This window comes from Pseudarthrobacter sp. SSS035 (genome assembly GCF_023273875.1).
In the GTDB taxonomy this organism is placed as follows: Bacteria; Actinomycetota; Actinomycetes; order Actinomycetales; family Micrococcaceae; genus Arthrobacter.
In genome coordinates this window covers 321,672-346,582 of the sequence record NZ_CP096882.1, presented here as the reverse complement: position 1 = coordinate 346,582, position 24,911 = coordinate 321,672, and the positions used below count along the sequence as shown (strand labels likewise).

Genomic DNA, 24,911 nt, shown 5'->3' with positions numbered 1-24,911 from the left:
GGCCCCGCCCCTTCGCCGGACGGTTTTCGATCTTCGATCGCAAACCGACCGGCTCCGATAGGCCCGATGCCACTCCCCGGCCGCCGGAAAAAACCCAACGGGAGTCCGTCGTAGACTCGCCTTTAGTGCGTGGCAATGAATCCAAGTTGAGTGCGACAGTCGCCCAGGTGCCGCCGTCGTACATCCAAATTTTTTAGGAGTGGAAATGGCTGATCCCGCACGGGCTGCCAAGTTGGCGCAGCGGATTAAGGTTGTTGTTGCTGAGGCTTTGGGCCGGAAGGTTAAGGATCCCCGGCTGGAGGGCATTACTGTTACCGATGCCCGGGTGACCAATGATCTGCAGCATGCCACGATCTACTACACCGTTTTCGGCGACCAGGCTGTGCAGGCGGATGCTGCCAAGGGCCTGGAGAAGGCCAAGGGCGTGCTCCGCCAGGAAGTGGGGCGCAACGTTACTGTTCGCCTGACGCCGACGCTGGAATTTGTTGCGGACCAGATCCCCGTCGTTGCCTCGAACCTGGAGGACCTGCTCCGGGCCGCCAAGAAGCGCGACGCCGAGGTGGCTGCGCTGGCCGAAAACGCCAAGCACGCCGGCGACGCCGATCCGTACAAGAGCGACATTCCCGCCGATGTGGAGATCGACGAGGACGACTTCGACGAAGAGGATATTGACCTCACCGACGACGAAGACCTCGACGAAGACGCCAACAAATAGCAAAAGGGGCACACGTGTGCCTCACAAGAAGGCCCGAACCCGCAGTTGGGGTCCGGGCCTTCTTCGTCTGCCGGGCGAAGTCTCCCTGCAGGTTCTACCTGATGTGGGCCTCCAGCACGGTTCCAGTCGGTTGCCCGAAGCTGAAGCCGGCCGTGGCGTAGAGGGTTTCCCCGCTCAGTTCGACGGCCGCGGGTCCATCGACAGCCAGGAACTGTGAAGCCTCACGGGTCCAGGCGTCGATCTTCACAATTTCGTTGCCGAACATCGAGGCTGCGTAGACGTCTCCATGTTCGGATACCGCGATGCCGGTGGGGCTCAGGATGTCATCTGCCCACAGGCGTGTGTGTCCGGTCCACGGGTTGATTCGGAAGACTGCGCCGCGGGCGCCCAGGGACGGATCCTCAGGACCGCCTGGGAGCGAGGAGACATACAGCCAGCCGTCGGGGCCAATCTCCACGTCCGTTGGCACGGGTTCAAACGCGTATTCGTGGCCCACAACACATGCAGGGACTTCGACTGTTCCACCCGCCATATCTATGGGGATCCTAGTGCCGGCAGGGACGACGGCAGGTCGTGGCGGCAAGACAGCGAAAGTCGAGACGTCACCGGAATCAGCATCGACTTTGAGGATGGCATTCATGCCGGCGTCAGCAACGTACACAGTGGACCCCTTGACGGCGGTGGCATAGGGATGGGAATCCACTGCCCCCGTGTACCGGGCGGGTGGGAATGCAGGCCATTGCTGAAGGCACTCAGCTGAGACATCGGAACCGAATCCATACTCCTGGTCGCCGTCCGGATTGTGGGTGCGTTCAAAGCTCGCGAGGTCGGCGATGGTCTCCACGTCACCCGACCAGTCGATGGACTTCAGGTAGCCCTCAAGCGCATCAGGTTTGCCTCCGCCGCCGCCCATGCTCTCCACGAAGTAGGTCGTCCCGTGTCTGGTTTCGACACCGCCAACGTCCCAATCCGCCTTGGTGTAGACGTTGGCGAGTTGGCCGTCATCGTTCACGCGGTCAAGCCGGCCCACAAAATTCTGGGTGACCAGGAAAGAGTCGTCTCTGCCGACGGCGAGGCTCAAGGGTGTGACTAGCCCGTCGGCCAGGATCTTCGGCTCTGGCGATGAAGAGCCAGCCGCGGCCGGCCCGATCGGAATGACTAACGCCGCTGCAGCAAGGCACGCGACCAAGGAAAACTTTTTCTTCATTGCATCCTCCGGAATTGAGGTGCGCCACCCCGCGCGCGGGTCTGGGCAATGAGACCAAAGTAGATATGGAATTAACAGCCCCCGGGCGCCAGACTAGTCCTCCGGGCGGGCTACGTCGACGGAAATTTCCCTTTGTGAGCCCCCTATTTTGAACCGGAAAACCTGGGTCATGGCTAGGATCAAGTTATGACGCAGGCGAGCGACAACCACGAGGCCACCCGATACCTGGAACAGGCCATTGAGCTGGCTATCCGGAACGTCTCCGACGGTGGCGGCCCGTTCGGTGCGCTGGTAGTGACCCCGGATGGGCGGGTCCATGAAGGCATCAATCGGGTCACCCGGGACAACGACCCCACCGCGCATGCCGAAGTGGTGGCAATCCGCGCTGCGGCAGCCGCAGGCGCTACGTTCGACCTGAGCGGCGCCGTGCTCTACACCAGCTGCGAGCCGTGCCCGCTGTGCCTGTCAGCCGCGCTGTGGGCGCGGATTGATCGCGTCTATTTTGCGGCCGACCGCCATGGTGCAGCCGCGGCCGGTTTCGACGACGCCGTGTTCTACGAGTATTTCAACGGCACGCGTCCGGAACTTCTGCCGGTCGCCCAAACCGCCATTCCGGCGTCGGACGCTCCGTTTGACGCGTGGCGCCGCAACACGAAACGCAAGGATTACTAACCAGGTGCCGGGTCATTAATCCTGGCGTTCAGGCAGCCTGCCGACACCCTCCACCAAGTCGTTGCGGGTACCGCACAGCGCGATCCGCACCCAGCCCTCGCCGATCGAGCCAAAGGCAGTTCCCGGCGCAAGCGCAACGCCGGAATCGGCCAGGAACCTGCGGGCCCAGCTGCGGACGTCCCCGTCGCTGACATGGGAGACGTTGGCCCAAAGATAGAAGGCTCCCTGCGCACTCAGGTACGGAATTCCCTTGGCCTCCAGCACTGCTGAGGCCGCGTCCCGGTTGGCCCGGTAGTGGTCATGGGCGTGACGGACGTAGTTCTGCGGGCCTGTCAGTGCCGCGAGCGCTGCATACTGCGACGGCGAGGCAACGCAGGAGACAATCGCTTCCATCACGTTGTTCATCTTCTGCTCCAGCCCCGGCGGACAAACCAGGGCACCGATCCTCAGGCCTGTGAGGCCGTACGTCTTCGAGAGAGTCAGCGACGTGAACACGCGCGCCTCGCCGGGCACGTCGCTGTCGAACCGGGCCGGGCTGACGTGGGGAACGTCGTAAGTGAAGGCCTCGTAGCATTCGTCGGAAATGATCCAGAGATCGCGCTTGCGGGCCAGGTCCACAAGTTGCCGGGTCAGGTCCTCGCCGAGGACGGCGCCCAGTGGGTTGGACGGGGAATTCAGGATGAGCACCCGGGTCCGGTCCGTGATGAGCGCTTCAATGTCCTGGATCCGAGGCTGGAAGTCATGCTCGGGATACAGCGGGTAGCCCACCGGCACGGCATTCAGGAGCCGGCTGGTCATGGCGAATGTGGGGTAGCCGGGGTTCGGGATCAGGATCTCGTCGCCGGGGGAGAGCAGGAGGCTCATGGCGAAGTGCAAGCCCTGCTGAGCGCCGTCCACCACGTACACGCGCTCGGCAGCGAGGCTGGTGCCGGTACGTTCCCTGAACCGCGCGGCGAACGCTTCACGGAGGGCCGGGATGCCGGCGTTGGGGGTGTAATTCGTTTCGTCCCGGTCGAGGCACGCCATGCCGGCTTCCAGGATGTGGCGGGGGAGCGCGAAGCCCGGCTCGCCGATGCTCAGGACGATGGCCCCGGGAGTATGCCAGGCGGCCTCGGTGATTTCGCGGATCTGGTTGACGGGGACGTCGCGCGCGTGCGCCGCAAGCTCAGGCATGGATGCCATCCTAGCCGCCACCCGCGCACCGGGGCGGGGGCTGAGGGCGGCGTGGGCAAGGGCCGCGGCCAGCGCCGATATACTGGGAAGCGTGCTTTCTGGACTGGTGATAGTGGACAAACCGCAGGGATGGACCAGCCATGATGTGGTTGGTCGGATGCGGCGTCTCGCCGGGACCCGGAAAGTGGGGCACGCCGGCACCCTTGATCCCATGGCTACCGGCGTCCTGGTGGTCGGCATCAACAAGGCCACCCGGCTTCTGACCTACATCGTGGGGACGTCCAAGACGTACACGGCAACCATCCGGTTGGGCCAGTCCACCATCACGGACGACGCCGAAGGTGACGTGATTGCCGCCGTCAGTGCCGCCGGCGTCGCCGATGAAGCAATCCACGACGGCGTTGCCGCCCTCACGGGTGAAATCCAGCAGGTGCCCAGCAGCGTCAGCGCCATTAAAGTCAACGGTGAACGCGCCTACGCCCGGGTCCGCTCCGGTGAAGAGGTAAAGCTCGCGGCGCGCCCGGTCACCATCCACCGTTTCGAAGTCCACGCCATCAACCGGGAAGCGGGCGGCGACGTTGTGGACATTGATGTCACCGTTGAGTGCTCATCCGGTACCTATATCCGCGCCCTCGCCCGTGACCTCGGCGACGGGCTGGGAGTGGGCGGCCACCTGACCGCCCTCCGCCGGACCCACGTTGGCCCGTACTCGTTGGACCAGGCCCGGACGTTGGAACAGCTGGCCGAGGAGCTGAATGTCCTGGAGATGTCCCAGGCTGCCCGGGCACTGATGCCTAACCGCGAACTCACAGCGGAGGAGGCCACCGAGATTTCCTTCGGACGCCGGATAGCAGCAGGATCGGAAGCAGGAGATCCCGCGGCTGCCACCACTGAGCACCCCGCCGCAGCGTTCGCGCCGGACGGCAGCCTCGTGGCGCTCCTGGCGGACTCCGGAAACTTTGCCAAGCCTGTCCTGGTATTCGCGCCGGGCAACGGTGCGTCCGAAAAAACTGCCCCCCGGAATGCTGCGCCCGAGAACGTTGTGCCTGAGGATGCTGCGGGCGGGGATGCCTAGGCATGGACGCCTATTTCTACATCATCCTGGTGGTCGGCCTGCTCTCCAGCGGAATCTGCCTCGGTGCCGGCATCCTGAAAAAAGCCCCCAACGACCTCACCATCCTGTCCGTTGCCGCCGTCGAGCTGGCACTGCTGGTTTACCTGGTGGGTTCGATCGTGCGGGTGATCGCGGGCGAACCGATTGCCGGGGAAGCCTGGGAATTCTGGGGATACCTGGCCACAGCGATGCTCCTGCCGCCGGCAGCCGTGTACTGGTCCATCCTGGAGCGGACCCGCTGGAGCAACTTTGTCCTCGCCGCCGTCGGTGTCACGGCCTTGGTGATGGCCGCCCGCATGAACCAGATCTGGTACTGAAATGGAAGAAGTACGCAACGTGAAAGCACCCCGTTCCGAAGCCGCCCGTGCCAAGGCAGATGCCAAGGCCGGCGTCAAGGACACTCGGAACACCGGCCCCGGACGCCTGCTTATCGCCGTCTATGCAGTGTTTGCCATTTCGGCCACCGCACGCGCCGGTTACCAGATCCTGACTAAGTTCTCCGAAGCCCCGCTCGCCTACCTGCTTTCCGCGTTCGCGGCGCTGGTCTACGTTGTGGCAACGGTGTCCCTGGCCAAGCCCGGCCGCACCTGGTTCAAGATCTCGCTGGCCGCCGTCCTGGTGGAGCTCGTCGGAGTGCTGGTGGTGGGAGCGTTGAGCGTGTTTGATTCTGTGGCGTTCCCGCATGAGACCGTCTGGTCCCTTTTTGGCCGGGGGTACGCGTTCATTCCGCTGCTGCTGCCTGTCCTGGGTCTGGTGTGGCTGTACCGGCGCCGGCCGAACCAGCAGTAGACCGCACCAGCAGCAAACAGCACCAGCGATCGGCCGCCGCGGTCAGGCCTCCGGACATGTCCGCGCGTGCCATCCAGTTGGCCCGGCGCCGTCCGGCAGCAGTACTGAATGCGGGTAATCTTAGAGAGTTCCGGCGCCGGTGCGTTCGGAGAGATGTCAGTTTTAGGCAGTAAAAGGCGAGGGTGATGGTCTACATCTGGAACGATCCGTCCGAGGTCCCGGCGGACTTTGGTCCCTCCGTTGTCACTTTTGGCAACTTCGACGGCGTCCATCGCGGGCACCAGCAAGTGCTTTCCGAGCTAATCCGCTCGGCCCGCTTCAACGGGACGAAGGCCGTTGCCGTCACCTTTGACCCGCACCCGGCCCTGATCCACCGCCCCGAGTCCGCGCCCGAAATGATCATGGGCCTGCAGGACAAACTGGTGGCGCTGGGGGAGCTGGGCCTGGATGCCATTCTGGTGATGAAGTACTCGCTGAACCTGGCCAGCCTGACCCCTGAGGAATTTGTGGGCCAGATCCTGGTGGACAGCCTGCATGCCAGCCATGTGGTGATCGGTCACGATTCCCGGTTCGGCCGCGGCAACTCCGGTGACCTTGACACCATGAAGCAGCTGGGCGAAAAGTTCGACTTCGATGTCCAGGTCATCAGCGAGTTCGGTTCGGAAGGCTACCCGCTGCATGACGACGACGGCACCGACCGCCGCTGCTCCTCCACCTGGGTGCGTGAAGCATTGCAGGAGGGCGACGTCGCCACCGCCGCCGCGGTGCTGGGACGACCACACCGCATGCGCGGCGAAGTCGTACACGGTGCTGCCCGCGGCCGCGTGCTCGGGTTCCCCACCGCTAACCTTGCCCACGAGGCCACCGGGTTCATCCCGGCGGACGGCATCTACGCCGGCTGGCTGGTGGACCAGGCGGGCACTCGCTGGCCGGCGGCCATCTCGGTGGGGTCCAATCCCACCTTCGATGGCGTCAGCCGCCAGGTCGAAGCCCATGTGATTGACCGTCCGCACGAGGCCGTGGAGGATTTCGATCTGTACGGCCAGACAGTAGTGGTCGAATTTGTGGCGCGGCTCCGCGGCATGGTGGCATACCGTGGGCCGGAGGCGCTTGTTGACCAGATGCGTCTGGACGTTATTCAGGCCCACGATCTCCTGGTGCGGCGCTGACCGGGTCCTACCCGCACCGAACACCCAGAGAGGCAGCACAGTGGCCGTCGAGAAGAACACCCGCAAACTGGACAAAGGCATAGTCCGCGATTTCAGTTCCCGGATGAGCTACGCGTCCTACCTCCAGCTGCCCACCCTGCTCAGCGCACAGCAACCTGTCAGCACGCCCGAACACCACGACGAACTGCTGTTCATCATCCAGCACCAGACCACCGAGCTGTGGCTCAAGCTGGTACTGCACGAGCTCCGCAGCGCCGCGGCCTGGCTGCGTGCCGACGATCTCGGCTCCGCCCTCAAGGGCATCGCCCGGGTCAAGCACATCCAAAAAACCCTGACGGAGCAGTGGTCGGTCCTGGCCACGCTGACGCCCACGGAGTACTCCCAGTTCCGCGGGTTCCTCGGTAACTCCTCCGGATTCCAGTCCAGCCAATACCGGGCCGTGGAGTTTATCCTCGGCAACAAAAACCGAAAAATGCTGCCGGTCTTCGAATCTGACCCGGAAGCGCACGCCATGCTGGAGGACGTGCTTAAGGCGCCCAGCATCTACGACGAGTTCCTGGCCTACCTGGCCCGTCAGGGCTTCGACGTGCCACAGTCCGTCCTCGAGCGGGACGTCACGCGTGCCCACGAGTTCTGCCCTGAGCTGGTGCCGCTTTTCAAGCACATCTACGAAAACGCCGCCGCTAACTGGGGTGCCTACGAGGCGTGCGAGGAACTGGTGGACCTTGAGGATAATTTCCAGCTCTGGCGGTTCCGGCACCTGCGAACCGTCCAGCGGACCATCGGAATGAAATCGGGAACCGGGGGATCCAGCGGCGCTGCCTTCCTGCAAAAGGCCCTTGAGCTCACCTTCTTCCCGGAACTGTTCGCGGTACGGACGGAGATCGGCCAGTGAGCAGCGCAACGGACGCGAACATGGAGAATCACGACGCCGCGGCTCTCCTTGAGCAGGCCGCGCAACTGGATGCAGGCGACCCGTTGGCGCGCTACCGCGGCCTCTTCATCGGGACGGACACGGAGCTTTCCTACCTCGACGGCAATTCCCTGGGCCGCCCGCTGAAGCGGACACAACGGGACATCAGCACGTTTATCGAGGAAGGCTGGGGCGGCCGGCTCATCCGTGGCTGGGATGAGGAATGGCTGGACCTGCCCCAGACCATCGGCGATCAGCTGGGCCGCGCTGTCCTCGGCGCAGCCCCGGGCCAGACCGTCATCGCCGACTCAACCACGGTGGTGCTCTACAAACTGATCCGCGCCGCGCTGGCCACCGTGGCCGACCCCGCCCGCACAGAGATCGTCCTGGACACGGATAACTTCCCCACGGACCGCTACCTGGTCGAGGGCATCGCCCGCGAGGAAGGACTCACCCTGCGGTGGATCGAAGCCGATCCTGCGTCCGGAGTCACCGTCGAACAGGTGCGGCACGCAACCGGCCCGGCCACCGCCGTCGTACTTTTGAGCCACGTGGCCTACCGCTCAGGCTTCCTGGCCGACCTTCCGGGCATCACGGAAGTTGCACACAGTGCGGGGGCGCTGGTGGTCTGGGACCTGTGCCACTCCGCCGGATCTGTGGAGCTGGACCTGGACGGGGCAAACGTGGATTTTGCCGCGGGCTGCACCTATAAGTACCTCAACGGGGGACCGGGCTCGCCGGCGTTCGCCTACGTCAATCGCAGGCACCTGCCCGGTCTGAAACAGCCGATCTGGGGCTGGATGGGACGCAAGGACGCGTTCGAGATGGCTGCAGGCTACGAGCCGGCGCCCGGTATCCGGAGTTTCCTCAGCGGCACTCCGGCCATCTTCGGGATGTTGGCCATGCGCGGGACCCTGGACCTCATCGAAGAGGCCGGCATGGCTGCCATCCGGGAGAAGTCCCTGAAACTCACGGCCTACGCCGTGCAGCTGTTTGAGGCGTGGCTGGAACCGGCGGGCGTGGAGCTGGCGTCGCCGCGTGAGCCGGAGCTTCGCGGGAGCCACATCACCCTGGATCATCCGGCGTTCCGGAACGTGACGGCGGCGCTGTGGGAACAGGACGTCATCCCGGACTTCCGCGCACCACACGGCATCCGCGTGGGGTTGTCCCCCCTGAGTACCAGCTTCGCGGAGCTGTTCCGGGGGATGGCCGCCATCCGGGATCAGCTCCGTCGCTGAGCCACGGGCATTTGGTGATGGCCTTTGGGGGCGGCCGCGGCTGACGGCGGCGGCTGTTTCGACAAGATTGCGGCGAGGCCGGTAAACTAGCAGATGGATCCGGCTGCAGTCCGTGGCGGCTGGTTCCTGCCATGTGTGGAAATTCCCTGGTTTCCGGGGGATTCCCGCGCGGGCAGACCCGGCAGTGAAGTACTGAATCGGGCCTCACGGCACATCTCTAGGAGTTATTGTGGCACTTGACGCCGCTGTAAAGCAGTCCATCATCCAGGATTTCGCAACGTCCGAGGGCGACACCGGTTCGCCGGAAGTCCAGGTTGCAGTCCTGACTCAGCGGATCAAGGATCTGACTGAGCACATGAAGGTGCACAAGCACGATTACCACACCCAGCGCGGTCTGCTGGCCATGGTTGGTCGTCGCAAGCGTATGCTCACCTACCTCAAGAACACTGACATCACCCGCTACCGTGCGCTCATCGAGCGTCTCGGCCTGCGCCGCTAGTCAGCTTTAAGGGGCGGCCCCTTCCGTGACGGAAAGGGCCGCCTTCTTCAGAAGAAAACTAAACAGGAGGATCAACCGCATCACGCATTCGCGGTCCTCGGTAGTGATCCCCGGGAACGGCTTCGAAGAATGAAGCCCTCGGCCCGTGGGTCTCGATCGATGACCGGGTGCAGTGCAGGCCAGTAGACAGATGCTGGCCTGGGTTGATGCGGCTGGACTCCGTGAAACAAGAAACGGAGGTGACTCTCTTGGAGGGTCCCGAAATCCAGTTCTCAGAAGCAGTCATTGACAATGGCCGCTTTGGCAAGCGTGTAATCCGCTTTGAAACCGGCCGTCTCGCCAAGCAGGCAGCCGGCGCAGCCATGGTGTACATCGACGAAGACACCGCGCTGCTGTCCGCCACCACCGCAGGCAAGCACCCGCGCGAAGGCTTCGACTTCTTCCCGCTGACGGTTGACGTTGAAGAGCGCATGTACGCCGCCGGCCGTATCCCGGGCTCGTTCTTCCGCCGTGAAGGCCGCCCGTCCACCGAGGCCATCCTGGCCTGCCGCCTTATGGACCGCCCGCTGCGTCCGGCCTTCGTCAAGGGCCTGCGCAACGAGGTCCAGATCGTGGTGACCGTCCTGGCCATCAACCCTGACGAGCTCTACGACGTGGTGGCCATCAACGCCTCCTCCATGTCCACCCAGCTCTCGGGCCTGCCGTTCTCCGGCCCGATCGGCGGCGTCCGCGTTGCCCTCGTCGCTGACGAGCACGGTTCACAGTGGGTTGCTTTCCCCAAGCACTCCCAGCTCGAGAACTCCGTGTTCAACATGGTTGTAGCCGGCCGTGTTGCCGGTGACGACGTCGCCATCATGATGGTCGAAGCCGAAGCAACCGACAATTCCTGGAACCTCATCAAGGAACAGGGCGCAACCGCTCCCACCGAAGAGGTTGTCTCCGAGGGCCTCGAGGCTGCCAAGCCGTTCATCAAGGCACTCTGCGAAGCCCAGGCGGACCTGGCTGCACGCGCGGCCAAGCCCACCGTTGAGTTCCCGGTATTCCTGGACTACCAGGATGACGTCTACGCCGCTGTTGAGTCCGCTGCCGCTGAGAAGCTGGCAGCTGTCTTCCAGATCGCCGACAAGCAGGAACGCGATACTGCAACGGATTCACTCAAGGACGAAGTCACGTCTTCCCTGGCCGGCCAGTTCGAAGGCCGCGACAAGGAGCTGTCCGCCGCATTCCGCTCGGTCACCAAGCACGTTGTGCGCCAGCGCATCCTCAAGGACCAGATCCGCATCGACGGCCGTGGCCTGACGGACATCCGCCAGCTCACCGCCGAGGTTGAGGTTCTGCCCCGCGTGCACGGCTCGGCAATCTTCGAGCGCGGCGAAACCCAGATCATGGGTGTCACCACGCTGAACATGCTCAAGATGGAACAGCAGATCGATTCGCTGTCGCCCGTCACGCGCAAGCGCTACATGCACAACTACAACTTCCCGCCGTACTCCACCGGCGAGACCGGCCGCGTGGGTTCGCCCAAGCGCCGCGAAATCGGCCACGGCGCCCTCGCCGAGCGCGCCATCATGCCGGTGCTGCCGTCCCGCGAGGAATTCCCCTACGCGATCCGCCAGGTGTCTGAGGCTCTCAGCTCCAACGGTTCGACGTCGATGGGTTCCGTCTGCGCTTCGACGCTGTCCCTGCTCAACGCAGGTGTGCCGCTGAAGGCAGCTGTTGCAGGTATCGCCATGGGCCTGGTCTCCGACCAGGTTGACGGCCAGACCCGTTACGCAGCCCTGACCGATATCCTCGGCGCCGAAGATGCTTTCGGCGACATGGACTTCAAGGTTGCCGGCACGGCCGAATTCGTTACGGCCATCCAGCTGGACACGAAGCTCGACGGCATCCCCGCTTCCGTGCTGGCAGCAGCGCTGAAGCAGGCCCGCGAAGCCCGCCTGCACATCCTGGACGTCCTGAACTCCGCGATCGACACCCCGGATGAGCTCTCCGAGTTCGCGCCGCGCGTCATCGCGGTCAAGATCCCGGTTGACAAGATCGGCGAGGTCATTGGGCCCAAGGGCAAGATGATCAACCAGATCCAGGAAGACACCGGCGCCGACATCTCCATCGAGGACGACGGCACGGTCTACATTGGCGCCACCAACGGTCCGTCTGCCGACGCAGCACGCTCCGCCATCAACGCCATTGCCAACCCGCAGATCCCGGAAATCGGCGAGCGTTACCTGGGTACGGTTGTCAAGACCACCACCTTCGGTGCCTTCATTTCCCTGACTCCGGGCAAGGACGGCCTGCTGCACATCTCCGAGCTGCGCAAGCTGGCCAACGGCAAGCGCGTGGACAACGTTGATGACGTGGTTTCCGTCGGCCAGAAGATCCAGGTGGAAATCACCAAGATCGATGACCGTGGAAAGCTGTCGCTGTCCCCCGTAGTGGCTGAAGAAGAAGGCGCCGAGAGCGTTGACGCTTCCGCCGCAGAGGGCGCTGCCGAAGCGGAGTAGTCCACTGACGCGGAGTAGCATCCTGCTCCACACAGCATGAATCGGCGGGGCCGGTGGATGATCCACCGGCCCCGCCGCTGTTACGATGGCAGCCAGATCCGGCTGCCGCTCCTGAAAGGCTTCAATGACTGTTGTACCCCTGCCGCTTGAGCAGAACCAGCCCGGCGACACCCTGGTCCACGGCTCCGACGGCGGCTCCGTTGTCCGGCGTTCGGTGCTGCCGGGCGGCGTGCGGGTGCTCACCGAAGCGATGCCGGGCCAGCGTTCGGCGACCATCGGTTTCTGGGTGGGCGTCGGGTCACGCGATGAAGCCCCGGGCCAGCACGGCTCCACGCACTTCTTGGAGCACCTCCTGTTCAAGGGGACCAAACGCCGCACCGCCCTGGAGATCGCCTCGGCCTTTGACGAGGTGGGCGGGGAGTCCAACGCCGCCACGGCCAAGGAGAGCACGTGCTATTTCGCGCGGGTGCTGGACACGGACCTGCCCATGGCCATCGACGTCATTGCCGACATGATCACTGGTGCCGTCCTGGATCCGGCCGAGATGGAGCAGGAGCGCGACGTCATCCTGGAGGAAATCGCCATGGACAGCGATGACCCCACGGACGTTGCACATGAAAACTTTGTGGCTGCCGTCCTGGGCACCCACCCGCTGGGCCGCCCTATCGGCGGCACGCCCGCCGCGATCCGCGCCGTCGCCCGCGACTCGGTCTGGGAGCACTACCGCCGTTACTACCGCCCGGATGAGCTGGTCATCACCGCCGCCGGGGGCTTGGAGCACGACGTCGTCTGCAGCCTTGTGGTGGATGCCCTCCACACTGCCGGGTGGTCACTTGAGCCGGACGCCGCCCCGGTGGATCGCCGCTCCACTGAGCGCGCGGACATCACCGGCACTGCAGGGCTGCATGTGGTCAAGCGTGCGGTGGAGCAGGCGAATATCATCATGGGCTGCCCCACGATTGTGGCTACCGATGAACGTCGCTACGTCATGAGCGTCCTCAACGCCGTCCTGGGCGGCGGGATGTCCTCGCGGCTGTTCCAGGAAATCCGCGAAAAGCGTGGCCTGGTGTACTCCACATACTCCTTTGCCTCCTCCTACGCGGATGCCGGCTACTTCGGGATGTACGCAGGGTGCACTCCGTCCAAGGTCCGCCAGGTGCTGGACCTGCTGGGGCTTGAGCTGGACAAGCTTGCCGAAGGCGGCATCTCCGACGACGAACTGCGCAAGGCCGTGGGCCAGCTGTGCGGTGGAATTGTCCTAGCACTGGAGGACACGGGTTCCCGCATGTCCCGACTTGGCCGCGCTGAACTCGTGTCCGGTGAATACCAGGACATCGACGAGACCCTGCGCCAGATCAAGGCGGTCACTGCGCAGGAGGTCCAGGAGCTTGCCAGGGAACTGGCAGCGGCGCCGCGGACTGTCACCGTGGTGGGCCCATTCGAGGAGACCGAAACCTTCGGTCTCTGACCGGCAGGCCCGCGCCCGCCATAATGAACCTATGAACCTTCCGCAGCAAGGCACGGTGCACGCCGTCCTGGAGAACTTCCTGGGCCATTGGCGCGGCACCACCTGGCTGGACGCGTCGGCCTGGGGGCCCAAGCGCACGGCCTCGGCGGAAATCAATTACACCAGGGCTGCCGGGGGCTACGCCGTCGTGCAAAGTTACAGACACACCGAAGCTGATGGCACGCACTTTGAAGGCCACGGCGTTTTTACTGTCGACCGTGACCACAACGACATCCTCTGGTACCACGTGGACAGCATGGGCCTGCCGCCGGGAGTCCCGGCCCGCTGCACGTGGGTGGACGGTGTGCTGCGCGTCGAGCGCCACAGCGACCGGGGGACTGCCCGCCATACTTTCCGGGTGGACAACGACGTGCTGATCCACACCGCCGAGTTGCGCCTCGGCGACGGCCAGGACTTTGTCCCGTTCATGACCTCCGAGTGCCGCCGCGTCTGACCCCATCCCGACTCCTGCGTCCCACCTGCCGCGCGGTCCCACCTGCCGCGCGAACGGACACTTGGGGCCCTTGCAGAGTTCGGACCGTCAGCCGGCTGACTCCAGAATCCTTGTCCGCGGAGCGCCGTTCAAGGCTGGCGCTGCGGAAGATGAATTCCACACCCTACTTTTCAGGTTCGCCAGCAATTGCTCCGCCTGGCCGCGTTCGTTGAAGTCGAGTTCCACCACCACGTAGTGGGCGTCATCCACGGGCTGGGAAATCCGGTGGCCGACGACTCCGGAGGCCGCGCGGTCCACCGGATCCCGGTCGAAGGCTTCTTTCCACATGCCAAAGTCCTTAATGCCATGTTCGATTTGCAGTGTGTACATTGCTGATTCTCCTTAGCTCATCGTGTTAGTTGAACGCACCTATTTGCCTCCGTGCTGTCCAACCCATGGCTCCTGTCCTGGGACAGCCGCACGGTTCCGCTGCGTCGCGTACTGTCACGTTAACTGCCGGCCGATGTGGCCGGTATCCCAGAAATCTGGGGTCTTGGTAGAAAACCCCGGCGCTGTCCACGGAGGGCATACTGGGGGAATGACCCTCGGCAGGCCCTGGAACAGGAGCCTTGAACGGATCCGGCGCATCGGCGACTCCGCCCCGGATCACCACTCGTTACGCACTGCCGTGCTCGCTGAGTTGGGCCGGGTGCTTCCGTTCAGTGCTTTCGTGTGGCCGCTCTCAGATCCGCTGACGGCGACGGGCATGTCGCCCATGGCCCGGATTCCGTGCCCGGATTCCGTGCCCGGACGAACTGCCGTTGCTGATCAGGCTCAAGTATCTGACGCTGGCAGGTCGGTGGACGCAGTTGGCGATCAGCCCGTCGCCGGTGACGACGCTGCTGCGCGAAACTGCCGGCAATCCATCATGGAGCCTGGTATGGGATGGCCTGATGAAGCGCTACGGAGTGACCGATGTCCTGTTCGCAGTGCTGGCGGACAAGCACGGCTGCTGGGGCTGGATTGACCTCTGGCGAACGGCGCAGGAAAGTCCCTTTACTGCCGACGAAGTGGGATACATCGCTGCCGTGACGCGTGATGTCACGCCCGCCCTGCGTCGTTCGATAGCCCGGCAGTTTGTCATGGATGTGCCTGTCGGACGCGACCCCGTTGGACGCGACGCCGTTGGACGCGAGGCTGTCCGTGCGGGGGCGTCAGCCTTCGGCGGAGGTCCGAGGCCGGAGTTGCCTCAGCAGGCAGTGCTGACTCTGGATGCAGATATGGCGGTGGTGGGTGGAACGGCCTCCGTGGAGGAGTGGCTTGGACTGCTTCAGCCTGGCCCGCGTCCCTTTCAACGCGTACCGGCCGAGGTCCTCAACGTCGCTGCCCAGTTGCTGGCGCGTGAGGCGGGCGTGGATCGTCATCCTGCGTCCGCCCGTGTGCACATAGGGTCAGGCCAGTGGGCCCTCCTCGAGGCCAGCCGGATGGACTCCACCGGCATGGCGGCCATTCCGCCACTGGCCGTCACCATCCAGGCCTGCCCTCCGGCGGCGAGGATTGATATGTTCGCCCGGAGCTTCGGGCTGACAACACGGCAGCGGGAATTGTTTGAGCTTGCCGCCAGCGGCGCCGACACCAACGCCATGGCTGACGCCCTGGGGATCGGGGCCTACACCGTCCAGGATCAGTTCAAGCAGATTTTCGAGACATGCGGCGTCCATAGCCGCGCGACGTTGTTGGCCCTGGCGATGGGAACGGCCCAGTAACCGAACCGGCCTTCACCTCAGTGCCGGTGGCAGGCTTGTGTCCAGGTCCAGGTCCAGGTCCATGCCGAGTTCCACGTCCAAGACCGAACCGGTGTTGGAGCCGGTGGCGGGCATGGGGATGTTTGCTGGCCAGCGTGGTGGTTCCCAGTCTGGGTGTTCGCTGGCGTAATGCCGTCCGGTCGGTGAGATCCAGCCGGGTGGTTCGTTCTTGGTGGCGCCTATTGGTTTCCAGCCTGTGGTGTGTCTTAGTCTGTGGTGTTTGTGGCAGGGCTGGCCGAGATTGCTGATGCCGGTGCTGCCGCCTTTGGCCCAGGCGAGGATATGGTCGGCTTCGGTGTCGAGGGAGTGGTTGCTGCAGCCTGGGAACGGGCATTTCCCGTCCCGTAGTCGTAGCCATTGGCGTTGGGCTTTGGTGAGCCGGTAGCTGGTCCGCCCGATCTCGAGCGGTGCACCGTCCCGTGGGTCGATCAGGACGCGGTGGAAGGATTCGGCACCGTCGGCGATCAGGTGGCGGGCCATGGACGGCGGGATCGGCCCGTATCCGTCGAGCATGGCGGGTTCGTCGGTCTGGCCCAGCAGCGCCATGACCGGGACCGTGATCAACACCTGCGCCCGCGGGGATGGGGCACCGCCGCTCACGGCGATGCCCCCGGTCTCTTCGTGGCTCGTTTCGCCGGTCGCGCCGCCGCTCTTTTCCCTACCCTCGTCACCGGTTCCGCTGCCTGCACTGTTGTTGGTGAGGAGCCAGGTGGCGACGGTGTCGGCGCGGAGCTGGCTGAGGTTCCGGTCCTCATGAGGTCCCTGCAACGCCCTGGCCGCAGAGGTGGCGCGGTTCCAGATCCCCGCGGCGGTGTCCGCAGGGAGGTAGGCGGAGAGCCAGGCCATGCCGTCGCGGTCCGGGGCATATTCGAGGCGTCGGTCGGCTGCGCTCTTGATGTGGCGTTTTTCAATGCTGACCGGGTGGTGGCGTTCCCGCCAGGTGCGGGCCTTGTGCCGGAACCTTCCGGGGATGAGCCCACCGGCGAAGCCACGTGCCGGATTCACCGCGTGAGGGTCCAGGAAATGTGCCTCCAACGCCGCCGCTCCCGGCCTGTCGAGGTTGGTGGTTTCGTCGACCATGATCCGGGCGTGCTGCCACGAGATCGTCCCGGCCTGCAGCGCGGACAACGTCAAAGGCAGGGCAGTGGTCAGGGAGTGCGCCTCGGCAAGCAGGGCGCCGGCACTGCGTTCGCTGACAGTCAGGGCACACGCGACTTCCGCGACCATGGCCATCTCCTGCCCGGTGTTGTCCTCGGGCGACGTTGCAGGGCCAGCCAGAGCCTCGGCAGCTGCGGTGTAACCGGCAGCCAGCCAGGCCTTCAGGGCGGCACTTTTCGCGTCCAGCCGTGAGATCTCGGCCAGCCCGTCTAGGAGTGCATCTGCTCTCCGACGCATCGGATCAGCGTCCCCGGAGCAATTGGAATCAGGCCCGTCCCGGAGCACCACAGCAAGCTCAGCGAAGGACACCGAAAGGGCCTCCGCCGTCGCCACAGCTGCTCTGCTATCCATACTCAAATCATCCCCGGAGGGTGTGACAATAACGGCGAGGCTGAAGGGCTATGTGCATAACTCCGCGAAGCAACTGTAAGTGCCTGCATCCGTGGGCGGTTTCAAGGTGTCGTTGCAGGGGCCTCAACTGTCCGTTCGCGCCGTCTGCGAGGGTTCCTACCCGCCGGCAAACGGAGGCAGCACGTCAACCACATCGCCAGGATTTAACACAGTCGTGCGGTCCCGGACGGCCACCTCGTTGAGCAGGAAACTGCTCCGGGACAGGATGCGTTGCAGGGGAGGAGTGCCGACGGGAGGCTCGGCTCGGTCCACAGCAAGGACTGCCTGCAGCAAACCGGCCACTGTAGTCCCGGACGCGAGATCGAAGGACTCCTCGTCCACACCCGCGGCGGCGCGTGCGGCAGCGAAGTAACGTACGTTCAAGAATTCAGCCTCCGATGGCGCTCATGCTGCGGTCCGGCTGGACAAAGTCCGCTGCGCCGAGACCTGTGTGGTCCATGCCGTGGGCCTTTGGCTTGACCCACATGGCGTCCTGCCATCGTTCGGCCAGGGCCTGATCGCTGGCGCCATCGCGCAGCAAGCCCAAGAGATCAAACTCCTCACGGGAGAACAGGCAGCTCATGATCTTGCCCTCGGCTGTGATCCGTGTGCGACGGCAGTCGGAACAGAACGGCTCCGTGACGGACGCGATGATGCCCACCGTGCCCAGCACCGGCCCGTGGGCTTCCGGCGTCGCCTCCACGCCTTCCCGCCAATGCACGTCAGCGGCAGACACTAGTCCCTCAGTACCCAGCACCGGACCATCCGGCCCCGCGGTCCCGGCCGCCCGGCGTCGTACTTCAAAGCGTTCCGCAGGGGCACCGTCGCGGGCGCGCGGATCGGGACTCAACACAAAGTCGTGCGAGAGCAGAGTGCGAATCTCGGCCGCGGTGATCATGTTCCGGCGGGTCCAGCCGTGGTCCGCGTCAAGGGGCATCTGCTCGATGAAGCGCAGTTCGTAGCCGCGGTCCAGCGCCCAGGCGAGCAGGGACGGCGACTCGGTGTCGTTGATGCCCCGCATCAGGACGGCGTTGAGCTTGACGGGGCCCAGTCCCGCGGCCCAGGCGGCATCGACGCCGGCCAGGACGCGGTCCAGGAACGGGCGCCGGGTCAGCTTGGTGAAAGTTTCTTCGTGCAGCGAATCCAGAGAGACGTTGATGCGGGTCAGGCCCGCAGCCTTAAGCGCGGCGGCCTTTTTGTCCAGGCCCACGCCGTTGGTGGTCATGGAGATGGGCAGGTCCGGATGGTTGCTGCGCAGGGCCGCAATGATGTCAATCAGGTCCGCCCGGACCAGTGGCTCCCCGCCGGTCAGGCGCAGTTCGCGAACACCGAGCAGTTCCACGCCGATCCGGACAATCCGCACGATCTCCTCGGCGGACATCACGGCCTGCTTGGAAAGCCATTCAAGCCCCTCGGCCGGCATGCAGTAGGTGCAGCGCAGGTTGCATTTGTCCGTCAGCGACAGCCGCATGTCCGTGGCCCGGCGGCCGTACTGGTCCAGCAGCCCCGGCGCTGTGCCGGCCGGCCGGGCAGGCGGCAGCCCCAGCCCTGCATCATCCCGGGGTTGTGGCATGCCTAGCTGAACAGTCATGAATTCAGGCTACGCCACCTTTACCCCCGGGATCACGCTCATGACGCCCGGGATCCCGTCCATCGCCGGAAGTCCCTCCAACCGTGGCGAAGTCCGGCGCTGCCGGGGCCCGGCGAACCTATGCTGGAGAGGTGAACAGCTTCCAGCCCCTGCAGGGAACGGCCGACGACGGCACCACCTCTCCAGGGCGCTCGGGAACCGACGGTGCCGCTCGAGGCAGCCGCCGCTGGGCCGCCGCGTCGGGGGCCGTGGCCGCCGGCGCCGCCGTCGTCATAGGGGAGCTGCTGGCAGGTCTGTTCAGTCCGTCCCTCTCGCCTCTGACGGCAGTAGGCGGAGCCGTGATCGATGCTGTTCCGCCGGGTGTGAAGGACTGGGCCATCTCCCTTTTCGGCACGGCCGACAAAGCGGTGTTCGTGGCCGGGATGCTGCTGGTTATCGCTGCCGTCGGGGCATTGGCGGGGATCCTGGAACAGCGCAGGCGGTTTGCCGGTGCAGCGGTGATTGCGGTCTTTGGGCTCGTCGGGCTTGGTGGGGTCCTCACGCGTGCCCAGATGACCCCGGCCGCGGCTGTAGTGGCACTGGCCGCAGCCCTGTCCGGTGCGCTCCTGCTGGGATGGCTGATCCGCCGGCTCCACGAAGGGCTCCCGGCCGGCGCAGCGGGGATAGCAGCCGGGACAGCATCCGGGACAGACGCGGGGACAGGCCCGTCCGGGACAGACGCCGCGAACGCGCAAGTTCCTGCGAGGACAGCAACAACCGCCGGGCGGCGCACGTTCCTGCAGGTCTTGGCTGCGAGCGCCGGGGCCACCGCCGTTGGCGGGGTTGTGGCCGCGGTCTGGCGAGGTGCAGCCTCCGGCATCAGTACCGCCCGCGAGATGCTGCAACTGCCTGCCGCAGTCTCCGCAGCGCCCGCCATCCCGGCCGGCGCCGAGGTCGGCCTGGAAGGAATGCAGCCGCTGGTCACGCCGAACCGTGACTTCTACCGGATCGACACCGCCCTGATTGTCCCGTCCCTCGACCCCGAATCCTGGGTACTCCGCGTCACGGGAATGGTGGAACAGGAGATTGAGCTGAACCTGGCGGATCTGCTGGCCAAACCCCTGATGGAACGGCACGTGACCATCGCCTGCGTCTCCAACGAAGTGGGCGGGGACCTGATCGGCAATGCACGCTGGCTCGGCTGGCCGGTGCGGGAACTCCTGGCCCTTGCCCGGCCGCAATCCGGCGCCGACATGGTGCTGTCCCGGAGCTCCGACGGCTGGACGGCGGGCACACCGCTGGAGGTCCTCACTGACCAGCGCGACGCCTTGCTTGCGGTGGGGATGAACGGCGAACCGTTGCCGCTGGAACACGGCTTCCCAGTCCGGTTGATCGTGCCGGGCCTCTACGGCTACGTTTCCGCGACCAAATGGCTCACGGAACTCCGCGTCACCAGGTTCGCGGACGACGTCGGCTATTGGACGCCGCGCGGCTGGTCCGACCGCGGCCCCATCAAAACGTCCTCGCGGATCGACGTGCCCCGCACCGGCCGGCGGGTGGGGGCCGGAACGGTCATGTTCGGTGGTGTGGCCTGGGCCCAGCACACCGGGATCGGCAAGGTGGAACTCCGCGTCAACCGCGGTCCGTGGCAGGAAGCCCGCCTCGCGCCCGGGATTTCGCTGGACACGTGGTACCAGTGGCAGCTGGGCATTGAGCTGACTCCCGGCCAGTACGAGGTCCAGGTCCGCGCCACGGACCTCAACGGCGAGCCGCAGGTGGAGGAACGCCGACCGGTTGCTCCCGACGGGGCCACCGGCTTCCACACGATTAGAGTTGACGTGAATCCATGACGGCCCGGACCGAAGGCAGGACCATGCACAGCCCTCCGCACCAGCACGGCCACACCCCGAGCAGCAGCGAGCACGTCCACTTCGGGCACAGCCACACGCCCCACCAGGCACGGTCCGTGGCCCTGCACCGCGCCGCCGTCACCGAACTGCTGGCGCCCCTGCTGGCCCAGGAACGGACGGAAACGCTGGCACTTCGCGACGCGCTGGGCAAGGGCCTGGCCCAGGACGTGATGGCCGCCCTGAACCTCCCGCCGTTCGCCAACTCCCAAATGGACGGCTTTGCCATCAACAGCCTGGACGTGCCCGACGGCGGTGCGGAGCTGCCTGTGGTTGTCCCCGTTCCGGCAGGTGCCGTGCCGGCGGCCCTGGACCGCGGCACTGCCGCCCCCATCATGACGGGAGCCATGATTCCCGCCGGTGCTGACGCCGTCGTGCCCGTGGAACGTGCCGTTCCGGACCGGTTCCCTGCCCCGGGGGAAACAACCACTGTGTGGCTCCCGGCGACGGCGGCCGGCACCTTCGTGCGGTCGGCCGGCAGTGATATTGCGGCGGGGGAGCGGGCGCTGACCTCGGGAACCTTCCTTGGCCCGGCGCAACTGGGGCTGCTGGCGGCCCTGGGGATCGCTGAAGTTACTGTGCGCAGGCCGGTGACCGTCCTGCTGGCCACCACGGGCGACGAAGTGGTGGAACCCGGCCAGCCCCTGCCGGCCGGCAAGATCTACGATTCCAACGGAACCCTCCTCGAAAGCGCCATGCAGCAAGCGGGGCTGGCCGTGGTGCGCACGGCCATTGCCTCGGACCACCCTGACGAATTCCGGGCACTGCTGCGCCGCCACGCCGGCACGGTGGACCTGATCGTCACCACGGGCGGGGTCAGCAAAGGAGCCTACGAAGTGGTCCGCCAGGCCATGGAGGGCCAGGCCACCGAGTTCCTGCATGTGGCCATGCAGCCCGGCGGCCCGCAGGGCATCGGGACGTTCGACGGTGTGCCCTTCCTCGGATTCCCGGGAAACCCTGTTAGCTGCCTGGTTTCCTTCGAAATGTTCCTGCGGCCTGTGCTGGCTGAACTGTTCGGAGCGCCGTCGCCGCGGATCCCTGTACACGCACGGCTGGGCCACAGCCTTTCGTCGCCTGAACACAAGCATCAGGTCCGGCGCGGAACCCTCCAGGGGGACGGAACCGTCCGCCTGGAAGGGGGCGAAAGCTCCCACCTTATGCACGCCCTCGCCGGCTCCAACGCGCTGGTGCACGTACCCGTTGGAGTCTCGGCGCTCGCCGAGGGTGACGAGGTGGAAGTATGGATGCTGTGAATCCAGAACATAGCCCGTCCGCGCTGACCCACCTGCGCCAGGACGGAAGCGCCCAGATGGTGGACGTGTCAGGCAAAACCGAAACCACGCGGGAAGCCACCGCCACTGCCACCGTCCGCACCACTGACGAAGTGTTGGGCCTGCTCGGATCCGGCGGCCTGCCCAAGGGTGATGCCCTGGCCGTCGCGCGGGTTGCCGGCATCATGGCAGCAAAAAAGACCCCCGAACTCATCCCGCTCTGCCATCCGTTGCCGCTCTCGAAAGTCACCGTGGACTTCGAGCTCGGAACCGATTCCGTGGCGATCCTGGCCACGGTCAAGACCCGCGGGGTTACCGGGGTGGAGATGGAAGCGCTCACGGCGGCTTCCGTGGCTGCCCTCAGTGTGTACGACATGATCAAGGCCGTCGACAAGCACGCCGTGCTGACCGACATCAAAGTGCTGGCGAAAAGCGGCGGCAAGAGCGGGGACTGGACACTATGAGCACCGAGAGCACTTACCCGGCTGAGCCAAACACGGAGCCGCACACGCCGCAACCTCACCTGCCGGAGCCGCACACGCACGGCGAGGTGCAGGGCCGCAAGGCCGGGGTTGTTATTGCCTCCACCCGGGCCGCCGCAGGCATCTATGAGGACGAAACCGGGCCCGTCATCATCGACTGGCTCACCGAGCACGGCTTCGAGGCTTACCCCGCCATGGTGGTGCCGGACGGCGCGCCCGTCGGTGCGGCCATCCGCGCCCTCCTCACCCAGCATCCCGCCGTCGTGATCACAAGCGGCGGCACCGGGCTCAGCCCGGACGACCGTACACCCGACGTAACCCTGCCCCTTCTGGACCGTGAAATCCCCGGCATCATGGAGGCCATCCGGCGCGAAGGCGCAACCAAAACGCCGCTGGCGGCCCTCAGCCGCGGCCACGCCGGAGCTGCCGGGCAGACGTTCATCATTAACCTGCCCGGCTCACCCAAGGGCGTTATGGACGGCCTGACGGTGCTGGACCCGTTGATCGGGCACCTGTGCGACCAGCTGGAGGGCGGCCATGGGCACTGAACCGGTTTTCGAAGTGGTCCACGCCGTGCTGAGCGCCGAACCCATCTCCGTCGACCAGGCGATCGCTGCGGTGGAATCTGACACCGCAGGGGCCGTGGTCAGCTTCAGCGGCGTAGTGCGGAATCACGACGTCGGCAAGGCAGTGGAGCGGCTCAGTTACAGTGCGCACCCCACGGCCCACCAGGTCATGGCCGACGTCGTCGCCCGCCTGGCCGCCGAACATGCCGGCGACGGGACCGCCACGCAGCCCGTGCGGATCTGGGCCGCCCACCGCATCGGCATGCTCGACATCGGAGATCCGGCGCTGGTCTGTGCGGTCTCCGCGGCGCACCGCGGACAGGCCTTTGCCGTGTGTTCCGAACTCGTGGACCGCATCAAGGAGCAGGTTCCCATCTGGAAGGAACAGTTCTTCGCCGACGGCACGGTGGAGTGGGTGGGCGCAGGCAGCTAAGCACCACTGGCGTCCCTTCGCCTGCCGGTGGCTGCGAGGTAACGCACAGCATCCGGTTCAAACCCGCACCCGACCCGACGGTAGGGTTAACGGCATGACCGAACAACTCTCCGTGCCCACCCGCGTGGCTGTCCTGGGCGCCAACGGGCGCATGGGCGCCGAAGCCGTAAAGGCCGTTGAAGCTGCCTCCGACCTGATGCTCGTAGCCGCCCTGGGACGCGGCGACTCGCTGGACCAGCTCGCCACTTCGGGTGCCGACATCGTGGTGGACCTCACCGTCCCCGGGAGCACGGAAGCGAACGTGCGCTACGCCGTCGAGCATGGCATGCACGCCGTCGTGGGAACCACCGGCTGGGACTCCACACGGCTCGCCGCCCTGGAAGCACTGCTCGCGGAGCACCCGGAAACCGGAGTGCTGATCGCCCCCAACTTTGCCCTCGGCTCCGTGCTGGCCTCGGCCTTTGCCGCCAAGGCTTCCAAGTATTTCGAGTCCGTGGAAATCATCGAACTGCACCACCCGGAAAAGGTTGATGCGCCGTCCGGGACCGCTGTCCGCACCGCCCAGCTCATCGCAGTCGAGCGCAAGGCTGCGGACGTTCCGCCCAGTCCTGACGCGACCACCAGCGAACTCGCCGGCGCGCGGGGTTGCGACGTTGAAGGAGTCCGCGTTCACAGCGTGCGGCTGCGCGGGCTGGTGGCCCACCAGGAGGTGCTGCTTGGCGGTCCGGGGGAGCAGTTGACCTTCCGCCATGATTCCTTTGACCGTGCTTCCTTTATGCCCGGAGTGCTGCTTGGCGTGCGCAACGTCGCCGCGCATCCGGGACTGACGGTGGGCCTGGACGGCTACCTGGACCTGGGGCTCTAGGCCGTGGGCGAGTTCCTGGCGGCGTTCCGGAAGAACCGCACCAAGATCTGGGTGGGTGCCGTCACGCTCCTGCTGGTCTTCTACCTGGTGGTGTCGTTCCAGCGCTCCGTGCTCCTGCTGCTGGACAGCAACCCCGCCGCCAAGGCCATCGGAGCGGCCTACCTGGTCCTCCCGGCCATCGGCGCCTGGGCCATGATCCGTGAACTGCTGTTCGGCGCACGCACGGAACAGATGGCCAAGGTCCTCGAGGCCGAAGGCGGGCTCCCGGTAGACGAACTGCCGCGCACACCCGCCGGCCGGATCGTCCGCTCCGCGGCGGATCTGGAATTCGAAAAGTACAAGGCCGAAGCTGAAGCGGCGCCCGGCGACTGGCGTTCGTGGTTCCGGCTCAGCTGCGCGTATGACGCTGCCGGGGACCGCAAGCGCGCCCGCGCCTCCATGCGCGACGCCGTGAAGCTGTTCCGCGGGCAGGTTCCGGCGTAGGAGCCTGCTCTCCGCGACTGCTCTCGGCGGGGCAGGTGTCAGTGGCGGCAG

General features: G+C 65.6%; 26 protein-coding genes. 20 read left to right on the top strand and 6 right to left on the bottom strand.

What is annotated here, in order from left to right; genetic code table 11:
• Positions 1-205 precede the first annotated feature (205 nt).
• A complete protein-coding gene (gene rbfA / locus MUN23_RS01615) occupies positions 206-715 on the top strand; it encodes a 30S ribosome-binding factor RbfA (protein ID WP_058929497.1) in 510 nt (169 codons plus the stop codon).
• A 94-nt stretch (positions 716-809) separates the two neighbouring features.
• Here rbfA and MUN23_RS01610 read toward each other — a convergent pair whose 3' ends face one another.
• On the bottom strand, positions 810-1,922 hold the full coding sequence (locus tag MUN23_RS01610) for a ScyD/ScyE family protein (protein WP_248761785.1): 1,113 nt from the start codon (positions 1,920-1,922) through the stop codon (positions 810-812).
• A 186-nt stretch (positions 1,923-2,108) separates the two neighbouring features.
• Between MUN23_RS01610 and MUN23_RS01605 the strand changes: the two genes are divergently transcribed.
• Positions 2,109-2,594, top strand: a complete 486-nt coding sequence (locus MUN23_RS01605; protein WP_248761784.1) for a nucleoside deaminase — start codon at positions 2,109-2,111, stop codon at positions 2,592-2,594.
• A gap of 15 nt (positions 2,595-2,609) precedes the next feature.
• On the opposite strand, the gene MUN23_RS01600 is transcribed toward MUN23_RS01605, so the two are convergent.
• The gene (locus MUN23_RS01600) at positions 2,610-3,767 is read right to left on the bottom strand and encodes a pyridoxal phosphate-dependent aminotransferase (protein WP_248761783.1); all 1,158 of its coding nucleotides are present in this window, start codon (positions 3,765-3,767) and stop codon (positions 2,610-2,612) included.
• 91 nt (positions 3,768-3,858) lie between these two features.
• Here MUN23_RS01600 and truB point away from each other — a divergent pair, with 91 nt between their 5' ends.
• The 10 genes from truB to MUN23_RS01550 all read left to right on the top strand — a co-directional run bounded on the left by truB (position 3,859) and on the right by MUN23_RS01550 (position 13,951).
• Positions 3,859-4,842: a tRNA pseudouridine(55) synthase TruB gene (gene truB / locus MUN23_RS01595; RefSeq protein WP_248761781.1), complete on the top strand. Its 984-nt coding sequence runs from the start codon at positions 3,859-3,861 to the stop codon at positions 4,840-4,842.
• A 2-nt stretch (positions 4,843-4,844) separates the two neighbouring features.
• Positions 4,845-5,198, top strand: a complete 354-nt coding sequence (locus MUN23_RS01590; protein ID WP_248761780.1) for a hypothetical protein — start codon at positions 4,845-4,847, stop codon at positions 5,196-5,198.
• Between the two features lies 1 nt (position 5,199).
• Entirely contained in the window at positions 5,200-5,670 is a 471-nt protein-coding gene (locus MUN23_RS01585; RefSeq protein ID WP_248761779.1) for a hypothetical protein, read from the top strand.
• A gap of 185 nt (positions 5,671-5,855) precedes the next feature.
• Positions 5,856-6,839: a bifunctional riboflavin kinase/FAD synthetase gene (locus MUN23_RS01580; RefSeq protein WP_248761778.1), complete on the top strand. Its 984-nt coding sequence runs from the start codon at positions 5,856-5,858 to the stop codon at positions 6,837-6,839.
• Between the two features lie 40 nt (positions 6,840-6,879).
• Positions 6,880-7,734: a tryptophan 2,3-dioxygenase gene (gene kynA / locus MUN23_RS01575; protein WP_248761777.1), complete on the top strand. Its 855-nt coding sequence runs from the start codon at positions 6,880-6,882 to the stop codon at positions 7,732-7,734.
• Between the two features lie 20 nt (positions 7,735-7,754).
• A complete protein-coding gene (gene kynU, locus MUN23_RS01570) occupies positions 7,755-8,990 on the top strand; it encodes a kynureninase (protein ID WP_248763956.1) in 1,236 nt (411 codons plus the stop codon).
• A 229-nt stretch (positions 8,991-9,219) separates the two neighbouring features.
• Positions 9,220-9,489 carry a 30S ribosomal protein S15 gene (gene rpsO / locus MUN23_RS01565; RefSeq protein ID WP_056348417.1) on the top strand — a complete coding sequence of 90 codons (270 nt, stop codon included), beginning with the start codon at positions 9,220-9,222 and terminating at the stop codon, positions 9,487-9,489.
• A 248-nt stretch (positions 9,490-9,737) separates the two neighbouring features.
• Entirely contained in the window at positions 9,738-11,990 is a 2,253-nt protein-coding gene (locus tag MUN23_RS01560) for a polyribonucleotide nucleotidyltransferase (protein WP_248763955.1), read from the top strand.
• 124 nt (positions 11,991-12,114) lie between these two features.
• Positions 12,115-13,458, top strand: a complete 1,344-nt coding sequence (locus tag MUN23_RS01555; RefSeq protein ID WP_056348420.1) for a pitrilysin family protein — start codon at positions 12,115-12,117, stop codon at positions 13,456-13,458.
• Positions 13,459-13,489: 31 nt separating this feature from the next.
• Positions 13,490-13,951, top strand: a complete 462-nt coding sequence (locus MUN23_RS01550) for a DUF1579 domain-containing protein (RefSeq protein WP_248761776.1) — start codon at positions 13,490-13,492, stop codon at positions 13,949-13,951.
• 87 nt (positions 13,952-14,038) lie between these two features.
• On the opposite strand, the gene MUN23_RS01545 is transcribed toward MUN23_RS01550, so the two are convergent.
• Complete coding sequence (locus MUN23_RS01545) at positions 14,039-14,320, bottom strand: hypothetical protein (protein ID WP_248761775.1); 282 nt, start codon at positions 14,318-14,320, stop codon at positions 14,039-14,041.
• Positions 14,321-14,751: 431 nt separating this feature from the next.
• On the opposite strand from MUN23_RS01545, the gene MUN23_RS01540 reads away from it, so the two are divergent.
• Positions 14,752-15,696 (top strand): helix-turn-helix transcriptional regulator, encoded by a 945-nt coding sequence (locus tag MUN23_RS01540; protein ID WP_248761774.1) that lies wholly within the window; start codon positions 14,752-14,754, stop codon positions 15,694-15,696.
• A gap of 12 nt (positions 15,697-15,708) precedes the next feature.
• Here the strand turns inward: MUN23_RS01540 and MUN23_RS01535 are convergent, their stop codons facing one another.
• From MUN23_RS01535 to moaA, 3 genes are all read right to left on the bottom strand, one after another.
• Positions 15,709-17,244 (bottom strand): HNH endonuclease signature motif containing protein, encoded by a 1,536-nt coding sequence (locus tag MUN23_RS01535; protein WP_248761773.1) that lies wholly within the window; start codon positions 17,242-17,244, stop codon positions 15,709-15,711.
• Positions 17,245-17,400: 156 nt separating this feature from the next.
• Positions 17,401-17,667 (bottom strand): MoaD/ThiS family protein, encoded by a 267-nt coding sequence (locus MUN23_RS01530; protein WP_248761771.1) that lies wholly within the window; start codon positions 17,665-17,667, stop codon positions 17,401-17,403.
• A 4-nt stretch (positions 17,668-17,671) separates the two neighbouring features.
• Positions 17,672-18,874, bottom strand: a complete 1,203-nt coding sequence (gene moaA, locus MUN23_RS01525; protein ID WP_248761770.1) for a GTP 3',8-cyclase MoaA — start codon at positions 18,872-18,874, stop codon at positions 17,672-17,674.
• Between the two features lie 131 nt (positions 18,875-19,005).
• On the opposite strand from moaA, the gene MUN23_RS01520 reads away from it, so the two are divergent.
• The 7 genes from MUN23_RS01520 to MUN23_RS01490 all read left to right on the top strand — a co-directional run bounded on the left by MUN23_RS01520 (position 19,006) and on the right by MUN23_RS01490 (position 24,860).
• Positions 19,006-20,703, top strand: a complete 1,698-nt coding sequence (locus MUN23_RS01520) for a molybdopterin-dependent oxidoreductase (RefSeq protein WP_371875961.1) — start codon at positions 19,006-19,008, stop codon at positions 20,701-20,703.
• Positions 20,704-20,726: 23 nt separating this feature from the next.
• Positions 20,727-22,013, top strand: a complete 1,287-nt coding sequence (gene glp / locus MUN23_RS01515) for a gephyrin-like molybdotransferase Glp (protein ID WP_248761769.1) — start codon at positions 20,727-20,729, stop codon at positions 22,011-22,013.
• The gene (gene moaC / locus MUN23_RS01510; protein WP_058929482.1) at positions 22,001-22,495 is read left to right on the top strand and encodes a cyclic pyranopterin monophosphate synthase MoaC; all 495 of its coding nucleotides are present in this window, start codon (positions 22,001-22,003) and stop codon (positions 22,493-22,495) included. The genes glp and moaC overlap by 13 nt, the downstream gene beginning before the upstream one ends.
• Positions 22,492-23,061, top strand: coding sequence for a molybdenum cofactor biosynthesis protein B (locus MUN23_RS01505; RefSeq protein WP_248761768.1), 570 nt, complete (start codon positions 22,492-22,494; stop codon positions 23,059-23,061). Before moaC ends, MUN23_RS01505 begins: the two co-directional genes overlap by 4 nt.
• Positions 23,051-23,512 carry a molybdenum cofactor biosynthesis protein MoaE gene (locus MUN23_RS01500; RefSeq protein WP_248761767.1) on the top strand — a complete coding sequence of 154 codons (462 nt, stop codon included), beginning with the start codon at positions 23,051-23,053 and terminating at the stop codon, positions 23,510-23,512. The genes MUN23_RS01505 and MUN23_RS01500 overlap by 11 nt, the downstream gene beginning before the upstream one ends.
• 94 nt (positions 23,513-23,606) lie before the next feature.
• Positions 23,607-24,377: a 4-hydroxy-tetrahydrodipicolinate reductase gene (gene dapB, locus MUN23_RS01495; protein WP_248761766.1), complete on the top strand. Its 771-nt coding sequence runs from the start codon at positions 23,607-23,609 to the stop codon at positions 24,375-24,377.
• A 3-nt stretch (positions 24,378-24,380) separates the two neighbouring features.
• Complete coding sequence (locus tag MUN23_RS01490; RefSeq protein ID WP_058929479.1) at positions 24,381-24,860, top strand: hypothetical protein; 480 nt, start codon at positions 24,381-24,383, stop codon at positions 24,858-24,860.
• Positions 24,861-24,911: the final 51 nt, after the last annotated feature.

Coding starts and splice junctions, on each gene's coding strand:
- rbfA (WP_058929497.1), top strand. CDS start 206: ATGGCTGATCCCGCACGGGCTGCCAAGTTGGCGCAGCGGATTAAGGTT.
- glp (WP_248761769.1), top strand. CDS start 20,727: ATGCACAGCCCTCCGCACCAGCACGGCCACACCCCGAGCAGCAGCGAG.
- MUN23_RS01505 (WP_248761768.1), top strand. CDS start 22,492: ATGAGCACCGAGAGCACTTACCCGGCTGAGCCAAACACGGAGCCGCAC.
- moaA (WP_248761770.1), bottom strand. CDS start 18,874: ATGACTGTTCAGCTAGGCATGCCACAACCCCGGGATGATGCAGGGCTG.
- kynU (WP_248763956.1), top strand. CDS start 7,755: ATGGAGAATCACGACGCCGCGGCTCTCCTTGAGCAGGCCGCGCAACTG.
- MUN23_RS01590 (WP_248761780.1), top strand. CDS start 4,845: ATGGACGCCTATTTCTACATCATCCTGGTGGTCGGCCTGCTCTCCAGC.
- MUN23_RS01600 (WP_248761783.1), bottom strand. CDS start 3,767: ATGCCTGAGCTTGCGGCGCACGCGCGCGACGTCCCCGTCAACCAGATC.
- MUN23_RS01535 (WP_248761773.1), bottom strand. CDS start 17,244: ATGGATAGCAGAGCAGCTGTGGCGACGGCGGAGGCCCTTTCGGTGTCC.
- MUN23_RS01580 (WP_248761778.1), top strand. CDS start 5,856: ATGGTCTACATCTGGAACGATCCGTCCGAGGTCCCGGCGGACTTTGGT.
- MUN23_RS01605 (WP_248761784.1), top strand. CDS start 2,109: ATGACGCAGGCGAGCGACAACCACGAGGCCACCCGATACCTGGAACAG.
- MUN23_RS01550 (WP_248761776.1), top strand. CDS start 13,490: ATGAACCTTCCGCAGCAAGGCACGGTGCACGCCGTCCTGGAGAACTTC.
- MUN23_RS01610 (WP_248761785.1), bottom strand. CDS start 1,922: ATGAAGAAAAAGTTTTCCTTGGTCGCGTGCCTTGCTGCAGCGGCGTTA.
- MUN23_RS01500 (WP_248761767.1), top strand. CDS start 23,051: ATGGGCACTGAACCGGTTTTCGAAGTGGTCCACGCCGTGCTGAGCGCC.
- MUN23_RS01585 (WP_248761779.1), top strand. CDS start 5,200: ATGGAAGAAGTACGCAACGTGAAAGCACCCCGTTCCGAAGCCGCCCGT.
- MUN23_RS01545 (WP_248761775.1), bottom strand. CDS start 14,320: ATGTACACACTGCAAATCGAACATGGCATTAAGGACTTTGGCATGTGG.
- dapB (WP_248761766.1), top strand. CDS start 23,607: ATGACCGAACAACTCTCCGTGCCCACCCGCGTGGCTGTCCTGGGCGCC.
- moaC (WP_058929482.1), top strand. CDS start 22,001: ATGGATGCTGTGAATCCAGAACATAGCCCGTCCGCGCTGACCCACCTG.
- MUN23_RS01555 (WP_056348420.1), top strand. CDS start 12,115: ATGACTGTTGTACCCCTGCCGCTTGAGCAGAACCAGCCCGGCGACACC.